Origin of the sequence: Sphaerisporangium perillae, from assembly GCF_023276435.1 — a bacterium.
GTDB classification, from domain to species: domain Bacteria; phylum Actinomycetota; class Actinomycetes; order Streptosporangiales; family Streptosporangiaceae; genus Sphaerisporangium; species Sphaerisporangium perillae.
Genome location: NZ_JALLPO010000019.1, coordinates 23,730 through 42,056 on the forward strand (window position 1 = coordinate 23,730; position 18,327 = coordinate 42,056).

An 18,327-nucleotide genomic window follows, 5' to 3' on the forward strand; every position below is an offset into this window, starting at 1 on the left:
CCCGGTCCTGGCCGGGGACGATGGGCGCGGAGGTCAGCCGACGGCGGAGAGCACCAGTTGCGGGGCGACGGAGAAGGCCACCGAGGCGACCAGCCCGAGCGCGATCGCGATCGTCACCGCACGCGAGGGGGCTCGGGCGGCGAGCGGCCCGGCCTCAGGGACGGGGGCGAAGAGCCGGGCCGTCCAGGTGATGTAGTAGTAGAGCCCGATCACCGTGTTGACCGCCATGACCACCGCGAGCCACCCGCCGCCGCCCTGGACGATCTCCCGGAACACCACGACCTTGGCGAACAGCCCGGCGAGGCCCGGTGGCAGGCCGGCCAGGCAGATCAGGAAGAACGCGAGGGCGAGCGCCGGGACGGGGGCGCGGAAGGCCAGGCCCCGGTAGTCGTCCAGCTCGTTGCGCGGCGCCGTACGGCTGACCAGCATCACCACGGCGAACGCGCCGATGTTCATGGCCGCGTAGATGGCCAGGTACGCGATGGACGCGGACGCGGCCGACTTCCCCGCCACGCCGAGCGGCGCCAGGATGTACCCGGACTGGGCCACCGAGGACCACGCGAGCAGCCGCACGGCATGGCGTTGCCGCAGGGCCAGCAGGTTGCCCACGGTCATGGTGAGCGCGGCGAGCACCGCCACGAGCGGCCCCCACAGCCCGCCCTGGCCCTTCAGCGCGATCGTGAGCACGAGGATCAGCCCGGCGAATCCGGCGGCCTTGGAGATCACCGAGAGCAGCGCGGCCACCGGCACGGGCGCGCCCTGGTACACGTCCCCGGCCCAGAAGTGGAACGGCACCGCCGCCACCTTGAACGCGAACCCCGCCAGCACGAGTACCACGGCCACGGCGAGCACCCCGGGAGTCACGCCGGGGGGCAGTTGGCCGAGTACGTCCGCGGGTGTCCCGGTCTGCGCTCCGATCGCCGCGGTGGCTTCCGCGTACCGGCGGGGGAAGCCGGAGGCCGACATGGGGAGCGCCGCCCCGATGCGGTCGAGATGGACCGACCCGGTCAGGCCGTACAGAAGCGACACGCCGAACAGCATGATCGCCGTAGAGATCACCGAGACGAGGAACAGCTTCAGCGCCGCCTCGGAGCCACGGGGGTCGTATCGCTTGAAAGCGGTCAGCGCGAAGACCGGCAGCGACACCAGCTCCAGCGCGACCACCAGCATGATCAGATCGCGGGACGCGGGGAGCGTGACGGCACCGGTCAGCGTGCAGAGCAGCAGGAAGTACCACTCGCCGGCCGGGATCGTGCCGTCGGCCAGCTGCGCCGCGGAGAGCAGGACGACCACGACCCCGGCGGCGAGCACGACGGCGCCGAAGACCAGCGTGAGGTCGTCGACCACGAACGAGCACGACGTCCGGCCCCCGGCGAGGTTCGCCGGCACGCAGAAGGTCTGGAGGCGCTCGCCACGCACGGCCTGCGCGACGACGACGGCCAGCGCGCCCAGCACGCCGGCGAGCGTGAACATCCCGAGCGTCGAGCGCGTGCGCGGGCCGCGCGGCAGGAACGCGTCCAGCAGGAGCACCGCCCCGGCCATCAGCGCGAGGATCAGAGGCGGTGCGATGGCCGCGTAGTCGATCGACTGGATCATCGTGCCCCCAGGAAGGTCATCGTGCCCCCAGGAAGGCCTGTACCACCGGATCGGTGACGGCCAGGAGTGCCTTCGGCCACAGCCCCAGTGCCAGCGTGAGGATGACCAGCGGCGTCCAGGCGGCCAGCTCGTACGCGGTCACGTCGCGCAGCGCCGCTCGCGGCGGGGGCACCTCACCTGGCGCTCCCGGCCGGGTGACCTCGCCCGCGGCTCCCGCCGGAGTCACATCGCCCGCCGCTCCCGCCGGGGTGACCTCGCCCGTCTCCTCGGGCTCGTACGGGCCCTCGTCCGGCAGGGCTGTGAGGGCCGTCGGCCTGCCATGGGTCACGCGGGAGAGCATGCGCAGGAAGTAGGCGGCGGTCAGCACCGTGCCGAGGCCTCCCGCGGCCATGAAGACCAGGAACAGCGGCCGGGACAGCCCCGGAGCCGGCTGGAAGGCGCCGAGCAGCGCCAGCATCTCCCCCCAGAACCCGGCGAGGCCCGGCAGCCCCAGCGACGCCACGCACGCGAACGTCAGCAGCGACCCGACGTACGGGAGTCGCGCCAGCATGCCGCCGCCGAGCCGGGACATGTCCGCCGTGCCGTACCGCTCCTTGATCCCCCCGGCGACGAAGAACAGCAGGCCGGTGATCAGCCCGTGGGCGACGTTGCCGAACAGGGCCGCGTTCATCCCGACGGGCGTCAGCGTCGCGAGGCCGAGCAGCACGAACCCCATGTGGCCGACCGACGAGTAGGCGATCATGCGCTTGAGGTCGCGCTGGGCCAGGCAGGCCAGCGATCCGTACACGATGCCGACGGCGGCGAAGGCGCCGAGCCACGGGGCGAGCACGGCGGCCCCCTCGGGCGCGACGGGGATCGCGATGCGGGCGAAGCCGTACGTGCCCATCTTCAGCAGCACGCCGGCCAGCAGCACCGACCCGACCGTCGGGGCCTCGGTGTGCGCGGCGGGCAGCCACGTGTGCAGCGGCCACATCGGCGCCTTGACCGCGAGGCCGAGGCCGATCGCGAGGAACGCCAGGATCTGCACCCCGCGCGACATCCCCGCGCCGTGCTGCTGGGCGAGCCTGACCATGTCCAGCGTGCCGGTGTTCGCCCAGACGAGGAGCAGGCCGAGGAGCAGCACGGCCGAGCCGAGCAGCGTGTACAGGATGAATTTCACCGCCGCCGCCCTGCGGCCCCCGCCGCCCCATACGGCGATCACGAAGTACATCGGGACCAGCACGATCTCGAAGAAGACGAAGAACAGCAGCAGGTCGAGCGCGAGGAACGTGCCGACCATCCCGACTTCGAGCACCAGCAGCGTGAACACCAGCGCGCGGAACCGGTCCCCGTCCGGCTTGTGGCGGACGAGGTAGAGGAAGCAGAGGAACGTCAGCAGCGCGGTCAGCACCACGAGCGGCAGCGAGATGCCGTCGATCCCGAGGTGGAACCGCAGGTCCAGGCCGGGGATCCAGGGCCGGTCGAGCTCGAACTGGGGCCGGGCGGCCCGGCCGTAGTCGAACGACGCCGCGAGCGCGAGCGCCAGCACCAGCGTGACGCCCGAGACCGCCGGGCCGTACCAGGGCCACCGCGAGGGCCCGGGAACCAGCACGAGGATCGCCGCGCCCACCAACGGGACGGCGAGCAGCCCGATCAGCACCGCGCTCATCCGAGCACCACCGCCCCGGCCATGACGCTCAACGTCGCCACCGCCGTCCTGGTCATGATCGTCACCACGCTCACCCGAGCACCACCGTCCCGATCACGATGATCAGCACGCCGGCGAGGATGCCCGTCAGGTACAGCTGGGCGTTGCCGGTCTGCGCGCGCCGCAGCAGCCCCGACACGTCGACGGCGAGCCTTCCCGAACCGCGTACGGCGCCGTCCACGACCGTGTCGTCGGTCCGCGCGACGACCCGGGCCAGCCACAGGACCGGGGCGACGAACAGCCTGTGGTACACCGCGTCGACGTAGAACGCCCGCTCGCACGGCACGCGCAGCGGCCCGAGCACGCGCGCCGGGTCGGCCATCGGGTCTGCGCGCCAGGCGGCGTAGACGGCGCCCGCGCCGAGCAGGGCCACGAGCAGGCTGACCGCCGCCGAGGACCACTCGATCAGCCCGATGCCGGTGAACCCGAGCAGGAGCGCGGGGACGGCGAGCACGCCGATCGGCCACAACATCGACGCCGGGGCCTCGCGGCCGTCCCAGACGTGCGCGACCCCCGGCTCGGGCTCGGGCAGCGGGACGTGCCGCACGCGGCTCTCGCCGAAGAAGGTGCGCAGCCAGGCGCGGGTCGCGTACGCGCCGGTCACCGCGACGGTCAGCAGGGCGCAGCCGTACAGCAGCCACGCGGCGGCGTCGGTCAGCGGCGCCGCGCTGGCCGCCGCGTGCTCGATGGCCGCCAGCACGGCGTCCTTGCTGAAGAACCCGCTGGCCGGAGGCAGCCCCATGAGGGCGGCGAAGCCGATGGTCATCGCCGGGAAGGTGACCGTCATGGAGCGCCTGAGCCCGCCCATGTCGCTCATCAGGTTCGAGCCGACCACGTGGATCACCGCGCCCGCGCCCAGGAACAGCAGCGCCTTGAACGCGCCGTGCGACACCAGGTGGAAGATCGCCGCCTGGTCGGAGCCGGCGGCGAGGGCGCCCGCCATGTACGCGAGCTGGCTGATCGTCGAGTACGCGAGCACCCGTTTCAGGTCGTCCTGCGCGAGGGCGGCCAGCGCGGCGCCGAGCATCCCGAGGGACGCCATGATCGCGAGCAGGTCGAGCGTGGGCCGGGCGCCGAGGAACGCCGGGTACAGCCGGGCCACGACGAAGATGCCCGCCGCGACCATCGTGGCGGCGTGGATGAGCGCGCTGATCGGCGTGGGGCCCGCCATCGCGTCCGGCAGCCAGGTGTGCAGCGGCACCTGGGCGCTCTTCCCCGCGACGCCGAGCAGGAGCAGCATCGTCGCGGCCACGAGCGTGCCGGTGGACATCTCCGGCACCTTCTCCAGCACGACCTGGATGCGGAAACTCCCCGCGGCGAGGCCCAGGGTGAAGATGCCGAACAGGAAGCCGACGTCACCGATGCGGGTGACGAGGAACGCCTTCACGGCCGCCCGCGAGTTCGCCCGGTCCTCCCACCAGTGCCCGATCAGCAGGTACGAGCACAGGCCCATGATCTCCCAGCCCACGTAGAGGACCAGCAGGTCCCCCGCGTAGACGACGAGCAGCATGGCGCTGGTGAACAGGCTGATGAAGGAGCTGTAGGAGGGGTAGCGCGGCTCGTCGCGCATGTACCCGACCGAGTAAATCTGCACGGCGAGCGCCACGCATGCCACCAGGATCGCGATGACGGCGGCCAGCTCGTCGACGCGCAGGCCGACGCCGATCGGGACCGCGCCGGTGCCGATCACCGACAGCGTGCCCTCGATGGCGCCGACCGGCGGGCGGGTCCCGGCATGGGGCGGCGCGTAGGTCGTGAAGCCGGGCGGCAGGTTACCGAGGTACACCACCAGCCCCCAGACCGCCAGCACGGTGGAGACCGCCGTGGGCGCGATGGCGAACCACGCCGCCCGCCGGTACGCCGACCGGTCGATCGCCCCCGGAGGCCCGCCGCCGCGCAGCCGGCGCGTTCCCAGGAGGCCGGCGGCCGCGCCGAGGAACGGCGACAGCACGGCCGCCGCGGCCATCCCGGGCAGGGCGTTCACGGCGCTCATGCCGCACCGCCCGGGGCTCGGACGACCCCGGCGCCGCGCGGGCGGTCGTGCTCAGGGACCGGTGGCGCATTCTCATCCAGCCCGCGGCCGTCTCCCGGTGGCCTGTCTTCCCCGGTGCCGTCGATGCCCGGCCCAGGACCCGCTCCACCGCCCGGCCCGTGGCCCCGTCCAGGACTCGGCCCTCCGCCCGGGCCTGGGCCCTGGCCTGCGCCCGGTCCGGCCTCCGGCCCGGGCTCTGCGAGGTCGCGGAGGCGGTCGAGTTCGACGGTCTGCCGGTTGCGGAACACCGCGAGGACGATCGCCAGCCCCACCCCGAGCTCGGCGGCGGCGATCACGATGACGAACAGGGTGAGCACCTGGCCGCCATGCAGCGCGTCCCTGAGCCATACGTCGAAGGCGACGAGGTTCAGGTTGACCGCGTTGAGCATCAGCTCCACCGACATGAGCACGAGGATCGTGTTGCGCCGCGCCAGCACGCCGTAAACGCCGATCGAGAACAGCAGTGCGGCAAGCACGACGGGATAGACGACGTGCACGTCAGTCCTTTCCGCCGATGTCGGTACGGGAGAGCACGATCGCGCCGATCAGCGCCGCGAGCAGCAGCACCGACAGCGCTTCGAAGGGCAGCACCCAGGTACGGAAGATGCTCGCCCCGAGCGGCTTGGCCGCGCCCTCGCCCGGCACCAGCGGGGTGTAGGCCGTCCGGAAGCCGTGGATCACGGTGGTGACGAGAACGGCCGCCGTCCCCACCGCGACCACCGCGGCGGCCATCTGGTTACCCGAGTCCAGGTCGGCGGACCGGCCGATCGGCGCGCGGGTCAGCATGATGCCGAACAGCAGCAACACGACCACCGCGCCGACGTAGATCAGCACCTGGACCCAGGCCACGAACTCGGCGGTGAGCACCAAGTAGCACCCGGCGAGCGCGCCGAACGAGACGACCAGCCACAGGGCCGCGTGCACGATCTGCCGCGTGGTGACCACGAGCAGCGCCGCCCCCGCTGCTACCACTCCGAGCAGCAGGAAGACGATCTCCTGCGCCGTGGGCGGCCACAGAGCCGGCGCCGCGAAGGTCACGACTCCTCCACCGACCCCGACTCCGGCGAACTCGAGGATTTCGTCGGCTTGACGGCTCCCGGCGACCCGGAGGACTCGGACGGGCTGGACGAGTTGCCCGGGTCGGGAGGGGTCTTCTTGGGCAGTGCGCCGGGGGGCCGGATGGCGCGTACGGCGGCGTGTGGGGTGCGTCCCGAGGAGGAGGCCCTGCTCGGCGCGGTCCCGCCGGCCGTCGCTGCAGGAGGCGTTCCTTCCGACGTCCCTTCAGGAGGCGTCGTTCCGGCAGGCGTCGTTCCGGGAGATGCCGTTCCGGGAGGCGTCGTTCCGGGAGATGCCGTTCCGGGAGGCGTCGTTCCGGGAGATGCCGTTCCGGGAGGCGTCGCTCCTGGTCTGGTGGCGGAGGGCGGTGGGACAGGGGTGGCCGGCGTGGCGGCGGCGGGCGGGGTGCCGGGGGCCGGGCGGTCGCGGGTGGGGCGGGCGGCGCCGCGGGAGGCGGCGTCGATCTCCTTGGGCGGCTCGGCGTTCGGCTCGTGCGCGGGCGGGATCGGGACCGTCTGTACCCACTCGCCGAGCTTGTCCTTCTCGTGGAGCAGGTTACGGATGTCGTACTCCGCGTACTCGAACTCCGGGGACCAGAACAGCGCGTCGAACGGGCAGACCTCGATGCAGATCCCGCAGTACATGCAGAGGGAGAAGTCGATCGCGAACCGGTCGAGGACGTTGTGGGCGCGCGGACGCCCGCCCTCGGGCGCCGGTGCCGTCTCCTTGTGGGAGTCGATGTAGATGCACCAGTCGGGGCACTCCCTGGCGCACAGCATGCAGACCGTGCAGTTCTCCTCGACCAGGGCTATGACGCCGCGACTGCGAGCGGGCAGCTCAGGCTGTACCTCCGGGTATTGCTGAGTGTCCGCCCTGCTCAGCATGTGGCGAAAGGTGACGGCCAGACCCTTCGCCAGCCCTTCTCCTGGTATACGAGCCACGGCTCAACATCATGACGCACATAGGCCCCGCCGTGAATGCGCAGGCGCCCCTCATCTCCCGGTTTTCCACAATCATCACGAATTCGGGGGACTAATCCGCCATGGGAAGTGGTCCTTGTGGCCGATGCGATCGTCTAGCCGAGGCCGTATCCTCCTCGTTATGCACCCGACCAACGGGCACGGAGGCCCAGGATCGGGGCCGCCGGGAGGCCCTTCCCCCGAGTCCGGTGAGCCGAACGGGCCGCCCGCTCCGCGGCCCGACGAGATCGACCCGAACGGCCCCACCGCCCCACGGCCCCGCCAGGCGGGCCGGCCGTTGCCGGGCCACGGTGCCCAAGCACGCCCCGATGACGTTCCTTTCGCAGGCCCGGGCCAAGCCTCTCAGCCGCGTCGCGAACAGGCTCCTCAGGCACGCCCCGGGCCGGCCCCGCAGGGACGTCCCCGCCCGGCTCCGCAAGCGCGTCCCGGCCAGCGGCGGCCCCATCCCGAGCAAGGGCGTCCTCCGTACGCCCCGCCGGGTCCCCGCCACGACAGCGGGCCGTTCCTTCCGCCTCACCAGCAGCACGGCCTCGCGCCCTACACCCGGCCCGCCCCGGGTCCGTACGGCGCGCCGGGGCCCGTCGATCCTCGCGGGCACCTCCCGCAGCCGCCGTTCCCCCCGCGCGTCCCGCCGCCTCCGCAGCCGTCCACCAATAGCGCGGCGAGCGTCCTCTGGGCCCTGGCGCCGCTGCTGACCTGCGGCGCGGCCACGCCGTTCACCATCGGGTACGCGGCGGCGAAGCTGCGAAGCACGATGCTGGCCTTGTCGGCGGCCATCTATGCCCTCGGCATGGTCCTTTTCGTGGTCGGCATCGCCGACTCCGGCAGCGACACCGAGTGGCTGGCGGCCCTCGCGATCCTGGGGTCGACCGGGAGCTGGCTGGGGGGCACCGTCCACTCCTTGATCATCCGTAGGAAGGTCTTCGACCGGTCGGAGACCCCGAACGACTACGCCGTCGCCTTCGCCCAGCACCGCCGCGAGCTGCGGCAGCAGGCCCGCGAGCTGGTGGAGCGCGACCCGGCTCTGGCGCGCGAGCTGCGCATCGGCCGGCCCGACCTTCCCCGGCACTACGACGACGGAGGGCTGGTCGACGTCAACCACGCACCCGTCGGCGTGATCGCCGGCCTTCCCGGCATGACCGCCGAGCTGGCGGCGCACGTGGTGGAGACCCGGGACAGCGTCGGCGGCTTCATCTCGGCCGAGGACCTGTCGATCGCCGCGGACCTGCCGCCGCAGCTCACTCCGGAGCTGGTGGAGCTGACGATCTACCTGCCCTGACCGATCCGGAGACGTCGGCGCCGGCTTCCCCTCCGCCGCCTGGTCATCCGGCGGGATGCGGTGAGCCGACCGGCCCTGTATCGGCGGTGGCACCGTGCTCGCAAAAACATGCATAAGACGGCCTATCTCCGTACTCTTCCCCTATGCAGCTTGCCAGGCCCTCCCAGTCCAATACCGCGATCAGCATCGTGTGGGCACTGGCTCCGCTGTTCACCTGCGGCATCGGCACCCCCTTCACGATCGGGTACGCGGCGTACCGCAAACGCGCCCCGATGATCGCGGTGGCGGCGCTGCTGTACTTCCTCAGCATCTTCGTGGTCTTCGTGCTGATCGTCGCCTACGACAGCGCCGAGTCCTACCCGGACGCGGCCGGGTTCGTCATCGTCGCCGGGCTGTTCACGAACTGGATCGGCGGGCTCATCCACTCCCTCGCCATCCGCACCACGGTGTTCGCGCCGCGGGCCGCCGGCCACGGGTCCTACCCGCCGCCGCAGGCCCCGCAGGCCTACCGTCCCTCGTACCCGCCGGCCAACTACCCGCCGCAGCCCGGCCCGGGCCCGTACGGGAACCAGAACCAGCACCACAACCAGCAGCGTCCCGGCGCCGCTCCCCAGCGCCACCCGCAGGCCGGACCCCAGCACCAGTGGCCCCAGCCGCGCCCGCAAACCCAGCCGCAGCCGCACTCGCAGCCCCAGCCCCAGCCGCGGCACCCGCAATCTCAGCCCCAGCCGCAGGACCGGCGGCCGCCGGCGTACGGCCACCAGAACCCGGAACAGGCGTACACCGGCCCGGATCAGCAGCCGACCCGGCAGCGGCCGGGCGGGTCGCAGCCCTCGTACCCGCACCCGCAGGACCAGCGGCCGCCGCAAGGCACCGGCCCGGCCGCCCCGCCCCAGAGCCACGGGCAGGGACAGGGACAGGGACAGGGCGCCGGCTTCGGCCAGGCGCACGACGAGCGCCGGACGGCCGACCCCATCTCCACCAACCCGCCCGCGCCCGTCAACGCCACGGCCCCGGGGGCCGGTCAGTCCGGCATGCCGAGCGGCTCGAACAGCGCTTCAACGCTCCCCACGCAGGCGCCGGGACCGCTGCCGGCCGGCGAACCCAGTCATATCGGCCGCTACCGGCTGATCGGCAGCCTCGGGCAGGGAGGTCAGGGCGCGGTCTACCTCGGCGAGACCCCGGACGGCACCCGGGTGGCGATCAAGGTGCTGCACGCCCGGCTGGCCTCCGAGACCGGCGCCCAGCAGCGCTTCCTTCGCGAGGTGGAGGCGGCCCGCCGCGTCGCGCCGTTCTCCACCGCCCGCGTCATCGACGCCGACATCGCCGACGACCGTCTCTTCATCGTCAGCGAGTACGTCGAAGGGGCGTCGCTGGAGCAGCTCGTCCGGGAGCGCGGGCCGCGCGGCCACGACGGCCTGGTGCGGCTCGCGCTCGGCACGGCGGGCGCGCTCGCCGCGATCCACCGCGCCGGCATCGTGCACCGCGACTTCAAGCCGAGCAACGTCCTGATCGGCGCCGACGGGCCACGCGTGGTGGACTTCGGCATCGCCCGCGTGCTCGACAACGCCACGGCGACCTCCAGCGGCGTGCTGGGGACCCCGGCCTACATGTCGCCCGAGCAGGTGTCGGGCGAGCGGGTCGGCCCGGAATCGGACGTGTTCAGCTGGGCAGCGACGATGGTCTTCGCCGCGACCGGCCGTCCCGCCTTCGGCGAGGACAACATCGCGGCGGTGTTCAACCGCATCTTCACCAAGCAGCCCGATCTGTCCGCGCTGCCGGACTCGCTGGCGCAGGTGGTCGGCAAGTGCCTGGAGAAGCGTCCGGAGAACCGTCCCAGCGCCTCCGACGTCATGCTGGCCATCGTGCACTGAGAGCCACTGAGGACCGCCGAGAGCCACGAGAGCCGCTGAGAGCCCCTGCCCGGGTCGCGGGGCAGGGGCTTCAGCCGTCGCACGCGCAGAATATCCAGTAATGAAGCCATCGCGGAGCAATTGGTAATGCGACTGAGGCCCGTTTCCTCGGACGCGGCCGAGGCCGCCCCTTTCCGCGATGGACCGGGGGTGAAGGCGGTAGATTCGCGTTCGCGGTATTCGTCCTGATCGTTGCCCGACCTGAAGAGGTGTGACGGCCATCTCGCAGCACTCTGTCGACGCCACGCCCGACGCCGCCACCCTGCACGAGGTGGTTCCCGGGGTGATGGCCTGGGTCCAGCCGGACGGGTCCTGGTGGCTGAACAACGCCGGGGTGGTGACGGGGGACGACGGGTGCGTCGTCATCGACACCTGTGCCACCGAGCGGCGTACACGCCGGTTCCTGGAGGCGGTGCGCGAGGCGACGGGCGACGCGCCGTTGCGCCTGGCGGTCAACACCCACCAGCACGGTGACCATTCGTACGGCAACAGCCTGCTGCCCGCGTCGACGGTGATCATCGGGCACGAGGCCATGCGTCAAGGGCTGCTCGTCGACCCGATCATCGACGGCTGCCCGCCGATCTGGACCCCCGTGCCCGACTGGGGCGGGGTCACCCGGCGGGTCCCGGCCGTCACATTCCGGTCGGAGCTGACGGTCTTCACCGGTGACCGCCGGGTGGAGTTGCGCCATCCGGGGTCGGCCGCGCACACCACGGGGGACGTCATCGCCTGGCTGCCGGAGGAGCGGGTGCTCTTCTCCGGCGACCTGATCTTCCACGGCCTCACGCCGCTGGTCTTCATGGGCTCGGTAGAGGGCGCGCTGCGGTCGCTCGACTGGATGGCAGCCTTCGAGCCGGCCCACGTCGTCCCCGGGCACGGGCCGCTGCTGGACGAGCGGGCCCTGCCGGACGTCCTCGCGGCCCACGAGCGGTACTACCGGCTGATCCTGGACACCGGCGAGCGTGGCCGCCGGGAAGGGCTCTCGCCGCTGGAGGCCGCCCGGCGGTGCGACCTCGGCGAGTTCGCCGGCTGGGCGGACTCCGAGCGCCTGGTGCTCAACCTGCACCGCGCCTACCTGGACGCCGCGGGCGGCGGCGAACTCGACCTCATCCAGGCCTTCACCGACGCCATGGCGCTAAACGGCGGCCCCCTGCGGACCTCCGTCTGATCCCGGGGGTGGGGTCAGGGCCGTCGTGATGCTGCGGAGCCCTTCGATGAGGTCGCGGCCGGTGGGGGCACTGCCGGGGTCCAGTAGCCACTGGGACGCCACCCCGGCGAGGAGTGCCTGGTAGAGCGCTCCGACCCTTTCGTCTTTCTTGTCGTCTCCGCTGCCGCCGATGCGGCCGAACAGTTCGAGCAGCCCAAGGCGGCCCTCCCTGCCGGCCTCGGTGAAGGTGTGACGCAGTTCCGGCAGCTTGTCGAGATGGGCGATGAGTTCGAACTGGATCGCCCATAGCGGCCGGTTGGCCGCGAACGACCGGGTCACCGCCCCCCACGCGGCCTCGAACCGTTCCTCCGGGGTGGCGCCGGGATCGGCCTCGGCGGCCAGGACGCGTCCGAGTTCGTGCGCCCACTCTTCCAGCGCCTGCTTGAGCGCCTCGTTGAGCAGCGCCTCCTTGGAGCCGTAGTGGTAGCCGATCGCGGCGAGGCTGACCACGCCTGACGCCGCCGCGATGTCGCGCGCGGTCGTGCGGGCGTAGCCCTTCTCGTACAGGCAGCGTTTGGCGCCGGCCAGTAGGTCTTCGCGGTTTCCCATGAGAGGCAGTCTACACACAGTCTCATACGTTTGTATCGTACAAATGTATTGCACAATCGACTGATACAGATGTACTGTCACGGAGAGACCTAGACGGAGTCGAGCAGGGAGCTCTCATGCGGAACCAGAACATCCTGATCTCAGGCGCGAGCATCGCTGGTACGACGCTGGCCTACTGGCTGAAGCGCCACGGCTTCACCCCCACGGTGGTGGAGCGGGCGCCCGCCGTCCGCGAGGGCGGGTACAAGATCGATATCCGTGGCGCGGCGATCGCCGTGGTCAAGCGCATGGGCGTCCTGGACGAGATCCGCCGGGAGCGCACCGACGTGCAGGGCGCCTCGATGGTCGACGCCTCCGGCAGGTGGCTCGACAGCATGGGCGGCGACGAGTTCGGCGCACGCGGGACCGAGGACGCCGAGATCCTCCGCGGCGACCTGAACCGCATCCTCTACGACCTGACCAAGGGCGAGGTCGAGTATCTCTTCGGCGACTCCATCACCTCGGTGACCGACACCGGCGAGGGGATGGAGGTCACCTTCGAGAGTGGCCGGACGCGCATCTTCGACCTGGTGGTGGGCGCCGACGGGCTGCACTCCAACACCCGCGCGCTGACCTTCGGCGACGAGTCGCAGTACGTCCGCGATCTCGGCTACTACGTCTCGATCTTCAGCGTGCCCAACCACCTGAACCTCGACCGCTGGGAGCTGACCTACCCCTCCTCCGGCAGGACGACGCTCGCGTACAGCACCGCGAAGGACGCCGGGGCCAAGGCCATGTTCCTGTTCGCCTCCGAGCCGCTGGAGTACGACCACCGCGACCGCGCCGGGCAGGAGAGGCTCCTGGCCGACGCGTACGCGGGGGAGGGGTGGGAAGTCCCCCGGCTGCTCGACGGCATGGGCGCCGCGTCCGACTTCTACTTCGACTCGATCAGCCAGGTTCACATGGACCGCTGGTCGAAGGGCCGGGCAGTGGTGGTCGGCGACGCCGCTTACTGCGCCTCGCTCGCCTCCGGCCAGGGGACGAGCCTGGCACTGGTCGGCGCGTACGTCCTGGCGGGTGAGCTGGCCGCGGCCGGCGGCGACCACGAGGCCGGCTTCGACGGCTACGAAAGGGAGATGCGGCCCTTCGTCGAGCAGAACCAGAAGCTCGGGCCGGCCAACATCAAGCACATGGTGCTGCGGAGCAGGGCGCAGGTCTGGTTCTCGACGAAGCTGCTGGGTCTGTTGAAGTACATGCCGGGCAAAGATCGCATGATGGCCAAGATCTACGAGCCGATCCAGAAGGCGGCGAACGCCATCACGCCGAAGGACTACTGAAGGCCCCGACGGGCACTCGCCCGGGAGACACGGAACGGGTCGAGCACCGAAATGACCTAAGGTCGGGCGACACCGGAGTTCGTCAAGTCCCGCGTCGCCCAGACCCTGACCGGCCGGCCGGGCACGCCCGCCGAGGTGGCCGCGGCGATCCGGTACCTCGCCTCTCCGGAGGCCAGGTACGTCACCGGTCAGATCCTGCACATCAACGGCGGGGCGATGCTGGGGCGCTAGGCTCCGCGGTTCAGCCGGTCAGAACGCGGACGACGCCGGTGAGCGCGAGCTGTACCAGGGCGAGGGGGACCAGGCCGATCCAGGCGAGCTTCTGGAGCTGGTCGGCGCGGAACCTCGGGAAGCTGACGCGCACCCAGATCACCACGAAGGCCAGCGCGAAAATCTTGATCAGCGTCCAGACCGGCCCGGGCAGCAGCGGCCCCTGCCAGCCGCCGAGGAACAGCACGGTGGTCAGCGCCGAGAGCACCACGATGCCGACGTACTCGGCGAGCATGAACAACGCGAAGCGGATGCCGGTGTACTCGGTCATCGGGCCCATGATGATCTCGGATTCGGCGATCGGCATGTCGAAGGGCGGCCTGCGCAGCTCGGCGAGCCCGGCGACGAAGAACACCACCGCGCCGATGGCCTGCCAGGGCAGCCACCACCACTGCCAGGCCTCCACGATGCCGGACAGCGACAGCGTGCCCGCCGCCATCGCGACCGAGGACGCCGCGAGCACCAGTGGCAGCTCGTACGACATGAGCTGCGCCGCCGCGCGCATGCCGCCGAGCACGGAGTACTTGTTGGCCGACGACCAGCCCGCCATGATCGAGCCGAGCACGCCGACACCCATCACGGCGAGCACGAAGAACAGCCCGACGTCCAGGTCGGCGCCGAACAGCCCCGGGCCGACCGGGATGACGGCCATCACCACGAGATAGGGCACCAGCCCCACGGCCGGGGCGATCGCGAACACCCGCCGATCGGCCGCCGCCGGGATGACGTCCTCCTTCTGGGCGAACTTAACGCCGTCGGCGATCAGCTGGGCCCAGCCGTGGAACCCGCCCGCGTACATGGGGCCGAGGCGCGCCTGCATGTGCGCCATGGCCTTGTGCTCGGTCTGCCCGACGATCAGCGGCAGCGTGAGGAACGCGATGACGATCACCGCGAGCCGGAGCACGACGTCGAGCACCTCAGCCATCGCCGTCCTCCCGTCGCTCCGGCGCCGGTGCGGGCCGCTCTGGTGGCGGCGGAGGGGGAGACGCCTCCGCGGGACCGGCGGGCGGGCGGGGGGCCCGGGGGCCCCGGACGGGTGCGGGCGTGCCCGCGGACGGCCCCCAGTCGGCGGGCACGCCGGGCGGCGCCGTCTTGCGGCGGCTGGGCGAGCCCTGCCCCGACTCTCCGGGCTCCTTGGCTCCCGGCCACGGCTTGGCGACCCGGGCGGCGAGGACGAAGTCCTTGCGCAGGGGGTACCCCTCGAAGCCGTCGGGGAGCAGGAGCGGGACCAGGTGCGGATGTCCCTCGAAGATCACTCCGAACATCTCGAACGTCTCGCGCTCGTGCCAGTCGGCGCCCCGGTAGACGCCCGTGGCGCTCGCCAGCCGGGGGTCCTCGCGCGGCACCCGGGTCCTGGCCAGCAGGTGGGCGTGCCGTACCGGGTCGAAGAGGTGGGCGACCACGGAGAAACCGTCCGGGGGGTCGTCGACCCCGGTGAGCCAGTCGAAGAACGCGCATCCGAGGTCGTCACGCGCGAAGGTGAGCAGGTCGATCCAGTCGTCCGCGCCGACGTCCACGGTGATCTCGCCGAAGGACTCCGAGACCTCGGCCCGCGACCCGTACCGCTCCTCGATCGCGGCCCTCACGGCCGCACCCCCTCGACCGCGGCCCACACGACCGGCAGTCCCTCGGCCGAGGCTCGCACGGTCCGGCGCGAGAGGATCGCCCGCGTGGCGGTCACCGGGTCACGTCCGGGCGGTCGGGGGTGGCGTAGCGATCGCCGAGCGACTCTCCTGCGATCTTCTCCTGGAGCTTCATGATGCCGTACAGCAGGGCCTCGGGGCGGGGTGGGCAACCGGGCACGTAGACGTCGACCGGGATGATCTGGTCGACGCCCTTGGTCACGCAGTAGGAGTCCCAGTAGGGGCCGCCGGAGTTGGAGCAGGCACCGAAGGAGATCACGTACTTCGGGTCGGGCATCTGCTCGTAGAGGCGCTTGACGGCCGGGGCCATCTTGTCCGTGACGGTCCCCGAGACGATCATGAGGTCCGCCTGCCTCGGCCCGTTGGCGAACGGGATCACCCCGAACCGGATGAAGTCGTGACGGCTCATCGAAGTCGCGATGAACTCGATCGCGCAGCAGGCCAGCCCGAAGTTGAACACCCACAGCGAGTAGCGCCGTCCCCAGTTGAGGATGAAGCGCATCGGTTTGGGGGCGAGCCGGGACACCGGCCCCACGGTCGGCATCGGAAGATCACTGGCTGCCATGGAAGGCATTCTCCCCTCTTCGTCACGTCCAGGCGAGTACGCGTTTGCGCCAGGCGTACAGGATGCCGATGGCGATGAAGGCCAGGAAGACGAACATCTCGACCAGCGTGGTCATGCCGAAGCCCGGCGCCGCGAAGACGGTCGCCCAGGGGAACAGGAACACCGCGTCCACCGCGAACACGACGTACAGGTAGGTGAAGACGTAGTACCTGATCTGTGACTGCGCCCATCCCTCGCCCACGGGGTCGACGCCGCACTCGTAGGTCATGAGCTTGTCGGGCGTGGGGTGGCGCGGGCTGAGCAGCCGGTTGACCAAGAGCGCGCCGGCGAAGACGGCGACGCCGATGGCGAACAACAGTGCCACGACGGTGTAGGAACCGAAATATCCGCTCATGCAGCCTCCCACTCGCCCGCCCGAAGTGGGCGCGGGTCCACGGCACGACCCCGCGAGACCTTCGAGCGCCGGCCACAGGATCGCTTTCCGTCACCCGACCACTACCCGTCGCGGTCAAAACCCAGTCTCTCATCACTCAAAATCTGAGTAAATGGGGATTTAGCTGAGCCTAGTGTGGCAGTCATGTCCCGCTTGTCACTGTCCGGAGGTATCGCCTTCATTGTCGCGATCACCGCCGGGTGCGGGGTCACCTTCCCTCCGTCCTTCGGCGACCGGCCGGCCACCACCCTGCCCTCCCAGCCTACGGTGATCAACTTCGTCGACCCCTCCACGGTCGGCGGGCTGTCCGTGCGGACCGCCTCCGACGACTCCGCCGGCCTGCACGTCTTCACCGGCTACCCCGCGCCGGCCGCGGCCCCCGCCCTGGCCGCCCGGCTCAAGGAGGTGACCGCGGCGGCGGTCCGCCGGTTCACCGCCGCCTCCGCCTCCGGCGCGGACGGCCGCCCGGCGCCCGCCCCCACCACGTCCTCCGCGCCCTCCGCGCCCTCCGAGCTGAACGTCGGCGGGCAGCTGACGGCGGCCTCCGGCGGCGTCTTCGGGGTACGGCTGCGCACCGGGACGCTCACCGGCTCCACCTGGCGCAACTCCCTGCGCACCTACTGGTACGACGCGGACACCCGGCACGTCCACGACTCGGCGGACCTGCTGAAGGACGGCACGGCCCTCGGCACGCTGACCTCGATCGTCCGCAACCGCCTCTGGGCGATCGGCCCGGAGATGAACGTGAACGCCGTCAAGCCCGACCGGGCCCTGTTCGACTCGCTCAACTTCAACCCGCACGGCGATCTGGTGGTCGAGTTCGACGACGGGCAGGTGGCTCCGGCACCGATGGGGCGCATCGCGATCGCCGTCGGCAAGCGGGAGGCCACCCCCTTGCTGTCGGACTTCGGCCAGCGGGCCATGGCGGTCGTCGACTCCGCCACCCCCGCCACCCTCTCCGCCTCCCCGCCTCCGGAGTTCACCCCGCCTCCGGACGGCGGCGACCCCGGCGACGGCGGACCCAGCGGCGGCGCCAGCGGCGGCGGTAGCCGGGCGGGCGGCAGACCGGACTGCTCGGTCACCAAGTGCGTGGCGCTGACGTTCGACGACGGCCCCGGCCCGCAGACCGGCCGGCTGCTGTCCATCCTGGCCCGGTACAGCGCGCGCGCCACCTTCTTCACCCTGGGCGCGAGCGCCCAGGCGCGGCCGGACCTGCTCCGGCAGATCGTCGCCGCCGGGCACCTGGTCGCGGCCCATTCCTGGTCGCACCGTGACCTGACCACCCTGGACGCTCACCGGATCTCCGACGAGCTCGGCCGCACCCAGATCGCCGCCGGCGTCGCCATCGGCCGCACGCCGTCGCTGATGCGGGCCCCATACGGCCACACCGACGCCAAGGTCGCGACCGCGGCCCGCGCGCTGAATCTTTCAATCGTCGGATGGAGCGTCGACACGGCCGACGCCAGGGACCCCGACCCCGGCTCGGTGGCCCGGCGGGCGATCGACGGGACGCGGCCGGGGGCGATCGTCCTCATGCACGAGTCGGGTCCCGCGACGGCTCCGGCCCTGCTCAGGGTGCTGGCCGCCCTGGAGGCGAAGGGCTACGCGTTCGTGACGGTCCCCGAGTTGTACGGCTCGCGCCGCATGGAACCGGGCCGGATGTACACCGAGGCCGATTCGCCGCCGAGACGCAGGCGGGCACGGCCGGTCGAGACGGCGGGCCCCCCGATCACACCCGCCGTTGACCGGAAGGCGCTCGGAAACATGGGGAGAAGGGACATATAGTTAGTCACCGTGACCC

16 protein-coding genes and 1 pseudogene are annotated in these 18,327 nt (G+C 71.6%); 6 read left to right on the plus strand and 11 right to left on the minus strand.

Features of this window, described 5'->3' with window-relative positions:
• Nucleotides 1–33: 33 nt before the first annotated feature.
• The 6 genes from MYF83_RS19520 to MYF83_RS19545 form a co-directional block, all read right to left on the minus strand.
• Nucleotides 34–1,596: an NADH-quinone oxidoreductase subunit N gene (locus tag MYF83_RS19520; protein WP_248961906.1), complete on the minus strand. Its 1,563-nt coding sequence runs from the start codon at nucleotides 1,594–1,596 to the stop codon at nucleotides 34–36.
• Between the two features lie 16 nt (nucleotides 1,597–1,612).
• Nucleotides 1,613–3,244, minus strand: a complete 1,632-nt coding sequence (locus tag MYF83_RS19525) for a complex I subunit 4 family protein (RefSeq protein WP_248961907.1) — start codon at nucleotides 3,242–3,244, stop codon at nucleotides 1,613–1,615.
• A 70-nt stretch (nucleotides 3,245–3,314) separates the two neighbouring features.
• Nucleotides 3,315–5,276, minus strand: a complete 1,962-nt coding sequence (locus MYF83_RS19530) for an NADH-quinone oxidoreductase subunit 5 family protein (protein WP_248961908.1) — start codon at nucleotides 5,274–5,276, stop codon at nucleotides 3,315–3,317.
• Nucleotides 5,273–5,812, minus strand: coding sequence for an NADH-quinone oxidoreductase subunit NuoK (gene nuoK, locus MYF83_RS44785; protein ID WP_443729297.1), 540 nt, complete (start codon nucleotides 5,810–5,812; stop codon nucleotides 5,273–5,275). Before nuoK ends, MYF83_RS19530 begins: the two co-directional genes overlap by 4 nt.
• Before the next feature lies 1 nt (nucleotide 5,813).
• A complete protein-coding gene (locus MYF83_RS19540) occupies nucleotides 5,814–6,353 on the minus strand; it encodes an NADH-quinone oxidoreductase subunit J family protein (protein WP_248961909.1) in 540 nt (179 codons plus the stop codon).
• Nucleotides 6,350–7,312 (minus strand): NuoI/complex I 23 kDa subunit family protein, encoded by a 963-nt coding sequence (locus MYF83_RS19545; protein WP_248961910.1) that lies wholly within the window; start codon nucleotides 7,310–7,312, stop codon nucleotides 6,350–6,352. Before MYF83_RS19545 ends, MYF83_RS19540 begins: the two co-directional genes overlap by 4 nt.
• Before the next feature lie 793 nt (nucleotides 7,313–8,105).
• Between MYF83_RS19545 and MYF83_RS19550 the strand changes: the two genes are divergently transcribed.
• The 3 genes from MYF83_RS19550 (at nucleotide 8,106) to MYF83_RS19560 (ending at nucleotide 11,711) form a co-directional block, all read left to right on the plus strand.
• Nucleotides 8,106–8,630, plus strand: coding sequence for a helix-hairpin-helix domain-containing protein (locus tag MYF83_RS19550; protein ID WP_248961911.1), 525 nt, complete (start codon nucleotides 8,106–8,108; stop codon nucleotides 8,628–8,630).
• Between the two features lie 143 nt (nucleotides 8,631–8,773).
• Complete coding sequence (locus MYF83_RS19555) at nucleotides 8,774–10,504, plus strand: serine/threonine-protein kinase (RefSeq protein ID WP_248961912.1); 1,731 nt, start codon at nucleotides 8,774–8,776, stop codon at nucleotides 10,502–10,504.
• Between the two features lie 325 nt (nucleotides 10,505–10,829).
• On the plus strand, nucleotides 10,830–11,711 hold the full coding sequence (locus MYF83_RS19560; RefSeq protein WP_248962027.1) for an MBL fold metallo-hydrolase: 882 nt from the start codon (nucleotides 10,830–10,832) through the stop codon (nucleotides 11,709–11,711).
• Here the strand turns inward: MYF83_RS19560 and MYF83_RS19565 are convergent.
• Nucleotides 11,679–12,299, minus strand: a complete 621-nt coding sequence (locus MYF83_RS19565; protein WP_248961913.1) for a TetR/AcrR family transcriptional regulator — start codon at nucleotides 12,297–12,299, stop codon at nucleotides 11,679–11,681. The two genes, MYF83_RS19560 and MYF83_RS19565, sit on opposite strands and share 33 nt — an antisense overlap.
• A gap of 116 nt (nucleotides 12,300–12,415) precedes the next feature.
• Between MYF83_RS19565 and MYF83_RS19570 the strand changes: the two genes are divergently transcribed.
• Together MYF83_RS19570 and MYF83_RS19575 are read left to right on the plus strand one after the other, a co-directional pair.
• The gene (locus MYF83_RS19570) at nucleotides 12,416–13,615 is read left to right on the plus strand and encodes an FAD-dependent monooxygenase (protein ID WP_248961914.1); all 1,200 of its coding nucleotides are present in this window, start codon (nucleotides 12,416–12,418) and stop codon (nucleotides 13,613–13,615) included.
• Between the two features lie 84 nt (nucleotides 13,616–13,699).
• A pseudogene (locus MYF83_RS19575) lies at nucleotides 13,700–13,846 on the plus strand (SDR family oxidoreductase); the annotation flags it as partial.
• 10 nt (nucleotides 13,847–13,856) lie between these two features.
• Here MYF83_RS19575 and nuoH read toward each other — a convergent pair.
• From nuoH to MYF83_RS19595, 4 genes are all read right to left on the minus strand, one after another.
• Nucleotides 13,857–14,810: an NADH-quinone oxidoreductase subunit NuoH gene (gene nuoH / locus MYF83_RS19580; RefSeq protein WP_248961915.1), complete on the minus strand. Its 954-nt coding sequence runs from the start codon at nucleotides 14,808–14,810 to the stop codon at nucleotides 13,857–13,859.
• Nucleotides 14,803–15,471 (minus strand): NADH-quinone oxidoreductase subunit C, encoded by a 669-nt coding sequence (locus MYF83_RS19585; protein WP_248961916.1) that lies wholly within the window; start codon nucleotides 15,469–15,471, stop codon nucleotides 14,803–14,805. The genes nuoH and MYF83_RS19585 overlap by 8 nt, the downstream gene beginning before the upstream one ends.
• 91 nt (nucleotides 15,472–15,562) lie before the next feature.
• Nucleotides 15,563–16,093 (minus strand): NADH-quinone oxidoreductase subunit B, encoded by a 531-nt coding sequence (locus MYF83_RS19590; protein WP_443729298.1) that lies wholly within the window; start codon nucleotides 16,091–16,093, stop codon nucleotides 15,563–15,565.
• A 22-nt stretch (nucleotides 16,094–16,115) separates the two neighbouring features.
• Nucleotides 16,116–16,487: an NADH-quinone oxidoreductase subunit A gene (locus MYF83_RS19595; protein ID WP_248961917.1), complete on the minus strand. Its 372-nt coding sequence runs from the start codon at nucleotides 16,485–16,487 to the stop codon at nucleotides 16,116–16,118.
• Nucleotides 16,488–16,670: 183 nt separating this feature from the next.
• Here MYF83_RS19595 and MYF83_RS19600 point away from each other — a divergent pair, with 183 nt between their 5' ends.
• Nucleotides 16,671–18,311, plus strand: coding sequence for a polysaccharide deacetylase family protein (locus MYF83_RS19600; protein WP_248961918.1), 1,641 nt, complete (start codon nucleotides 16,671–16,673; stop codon nucleotides 18,309–18,311).
• The last annotated feature ends 16 nt before the right edge of the window (nucleotides 18,312–18,327 follow it).

Coding starts and splice junctions, on each gene's coding strand:
- MYF83_RS19595 (WP_248961917.1), bottom strand. CDS start 16,487: ATGAGCGGATATTTCGGTTCCTACACCGTCGTGGCACTGTTGTTCGCC.
- MYF83_RS19525 (WP_248961907.1), bottom strand. CDS start 3,244: ATGAGCGCGGTGCTGATCGGGCTGCTCGCCGTCCCGTTGGTGGGCGCG.
- MYF83_RS19530 (WP_248961908.1), bottom strand. CDS start 5,276: ATGAGCGCCGTGAACGCCCTGCCCGGGATGGCCGCGGCGGCCGTGCTG.
- nuoH (WP_248961915.1), bottom strand. CDS start 14,810: ATGGCTGAGGTGCTCGACGTCGTGCTCCGGCTCGCGGTGATCGTCATC.
- MYF83_RS19560 (WP_248962027.1), top strand. CDS start 10,830: ATGGCCTGGGTCCAGCCGGACGGGTCCTGGTGGCTGAACAACGCCGGG.
- MYF83_RS19555 (WP_248961912.1), top strand. CDS start 8,774: ATGCAGCTTGCCAGGCCCTCCCAGTCCAATACCGCGATCAGCATCGTG.
- MYF83_RS19570 (WP_248961914.1), top strand. CDS start 12,416: ATGCGGAACCAGAACATCCTGATCTCAGGCGCGAGCATCGCTGGTACG.
- MYF83_RS19550 (WP_248961911.1), top strand. CDS start 8,106: ATGCTGGCCTTGTCGGCGGCCATCTATGCCCTCGGCATGGTCCTTTTC.
- MYF83_RS19565 (WP_248961913.1), bottom strand. CDS start 12,299: ATGGGAAACCGCGAAGACCTACTGGCCGGCGCCAAACGCTGCCTGTAC.
- MYF83_RS19590 (WP_443729298.1), bottom strand. CDS start 16,093: ATGGCAGCCAGTGATCTTCCGATGCCGACCGTGGGGCCGGTGTCCCGG.
- MYF83_RS19520 (WP_248961906.1), bottom strand. CDS start 1,596: ATGATCCAGTCGATCGACTACGCGGCCATCGCACCGCCTCTGATCCTC.
- MYF83_RS19600 (WP_248961918.1), top strand. CDS start 16,671: ATGTCCCGCTTGTCACTGTCCGGAGGTATCGCCTTCATTGTCGCGATC.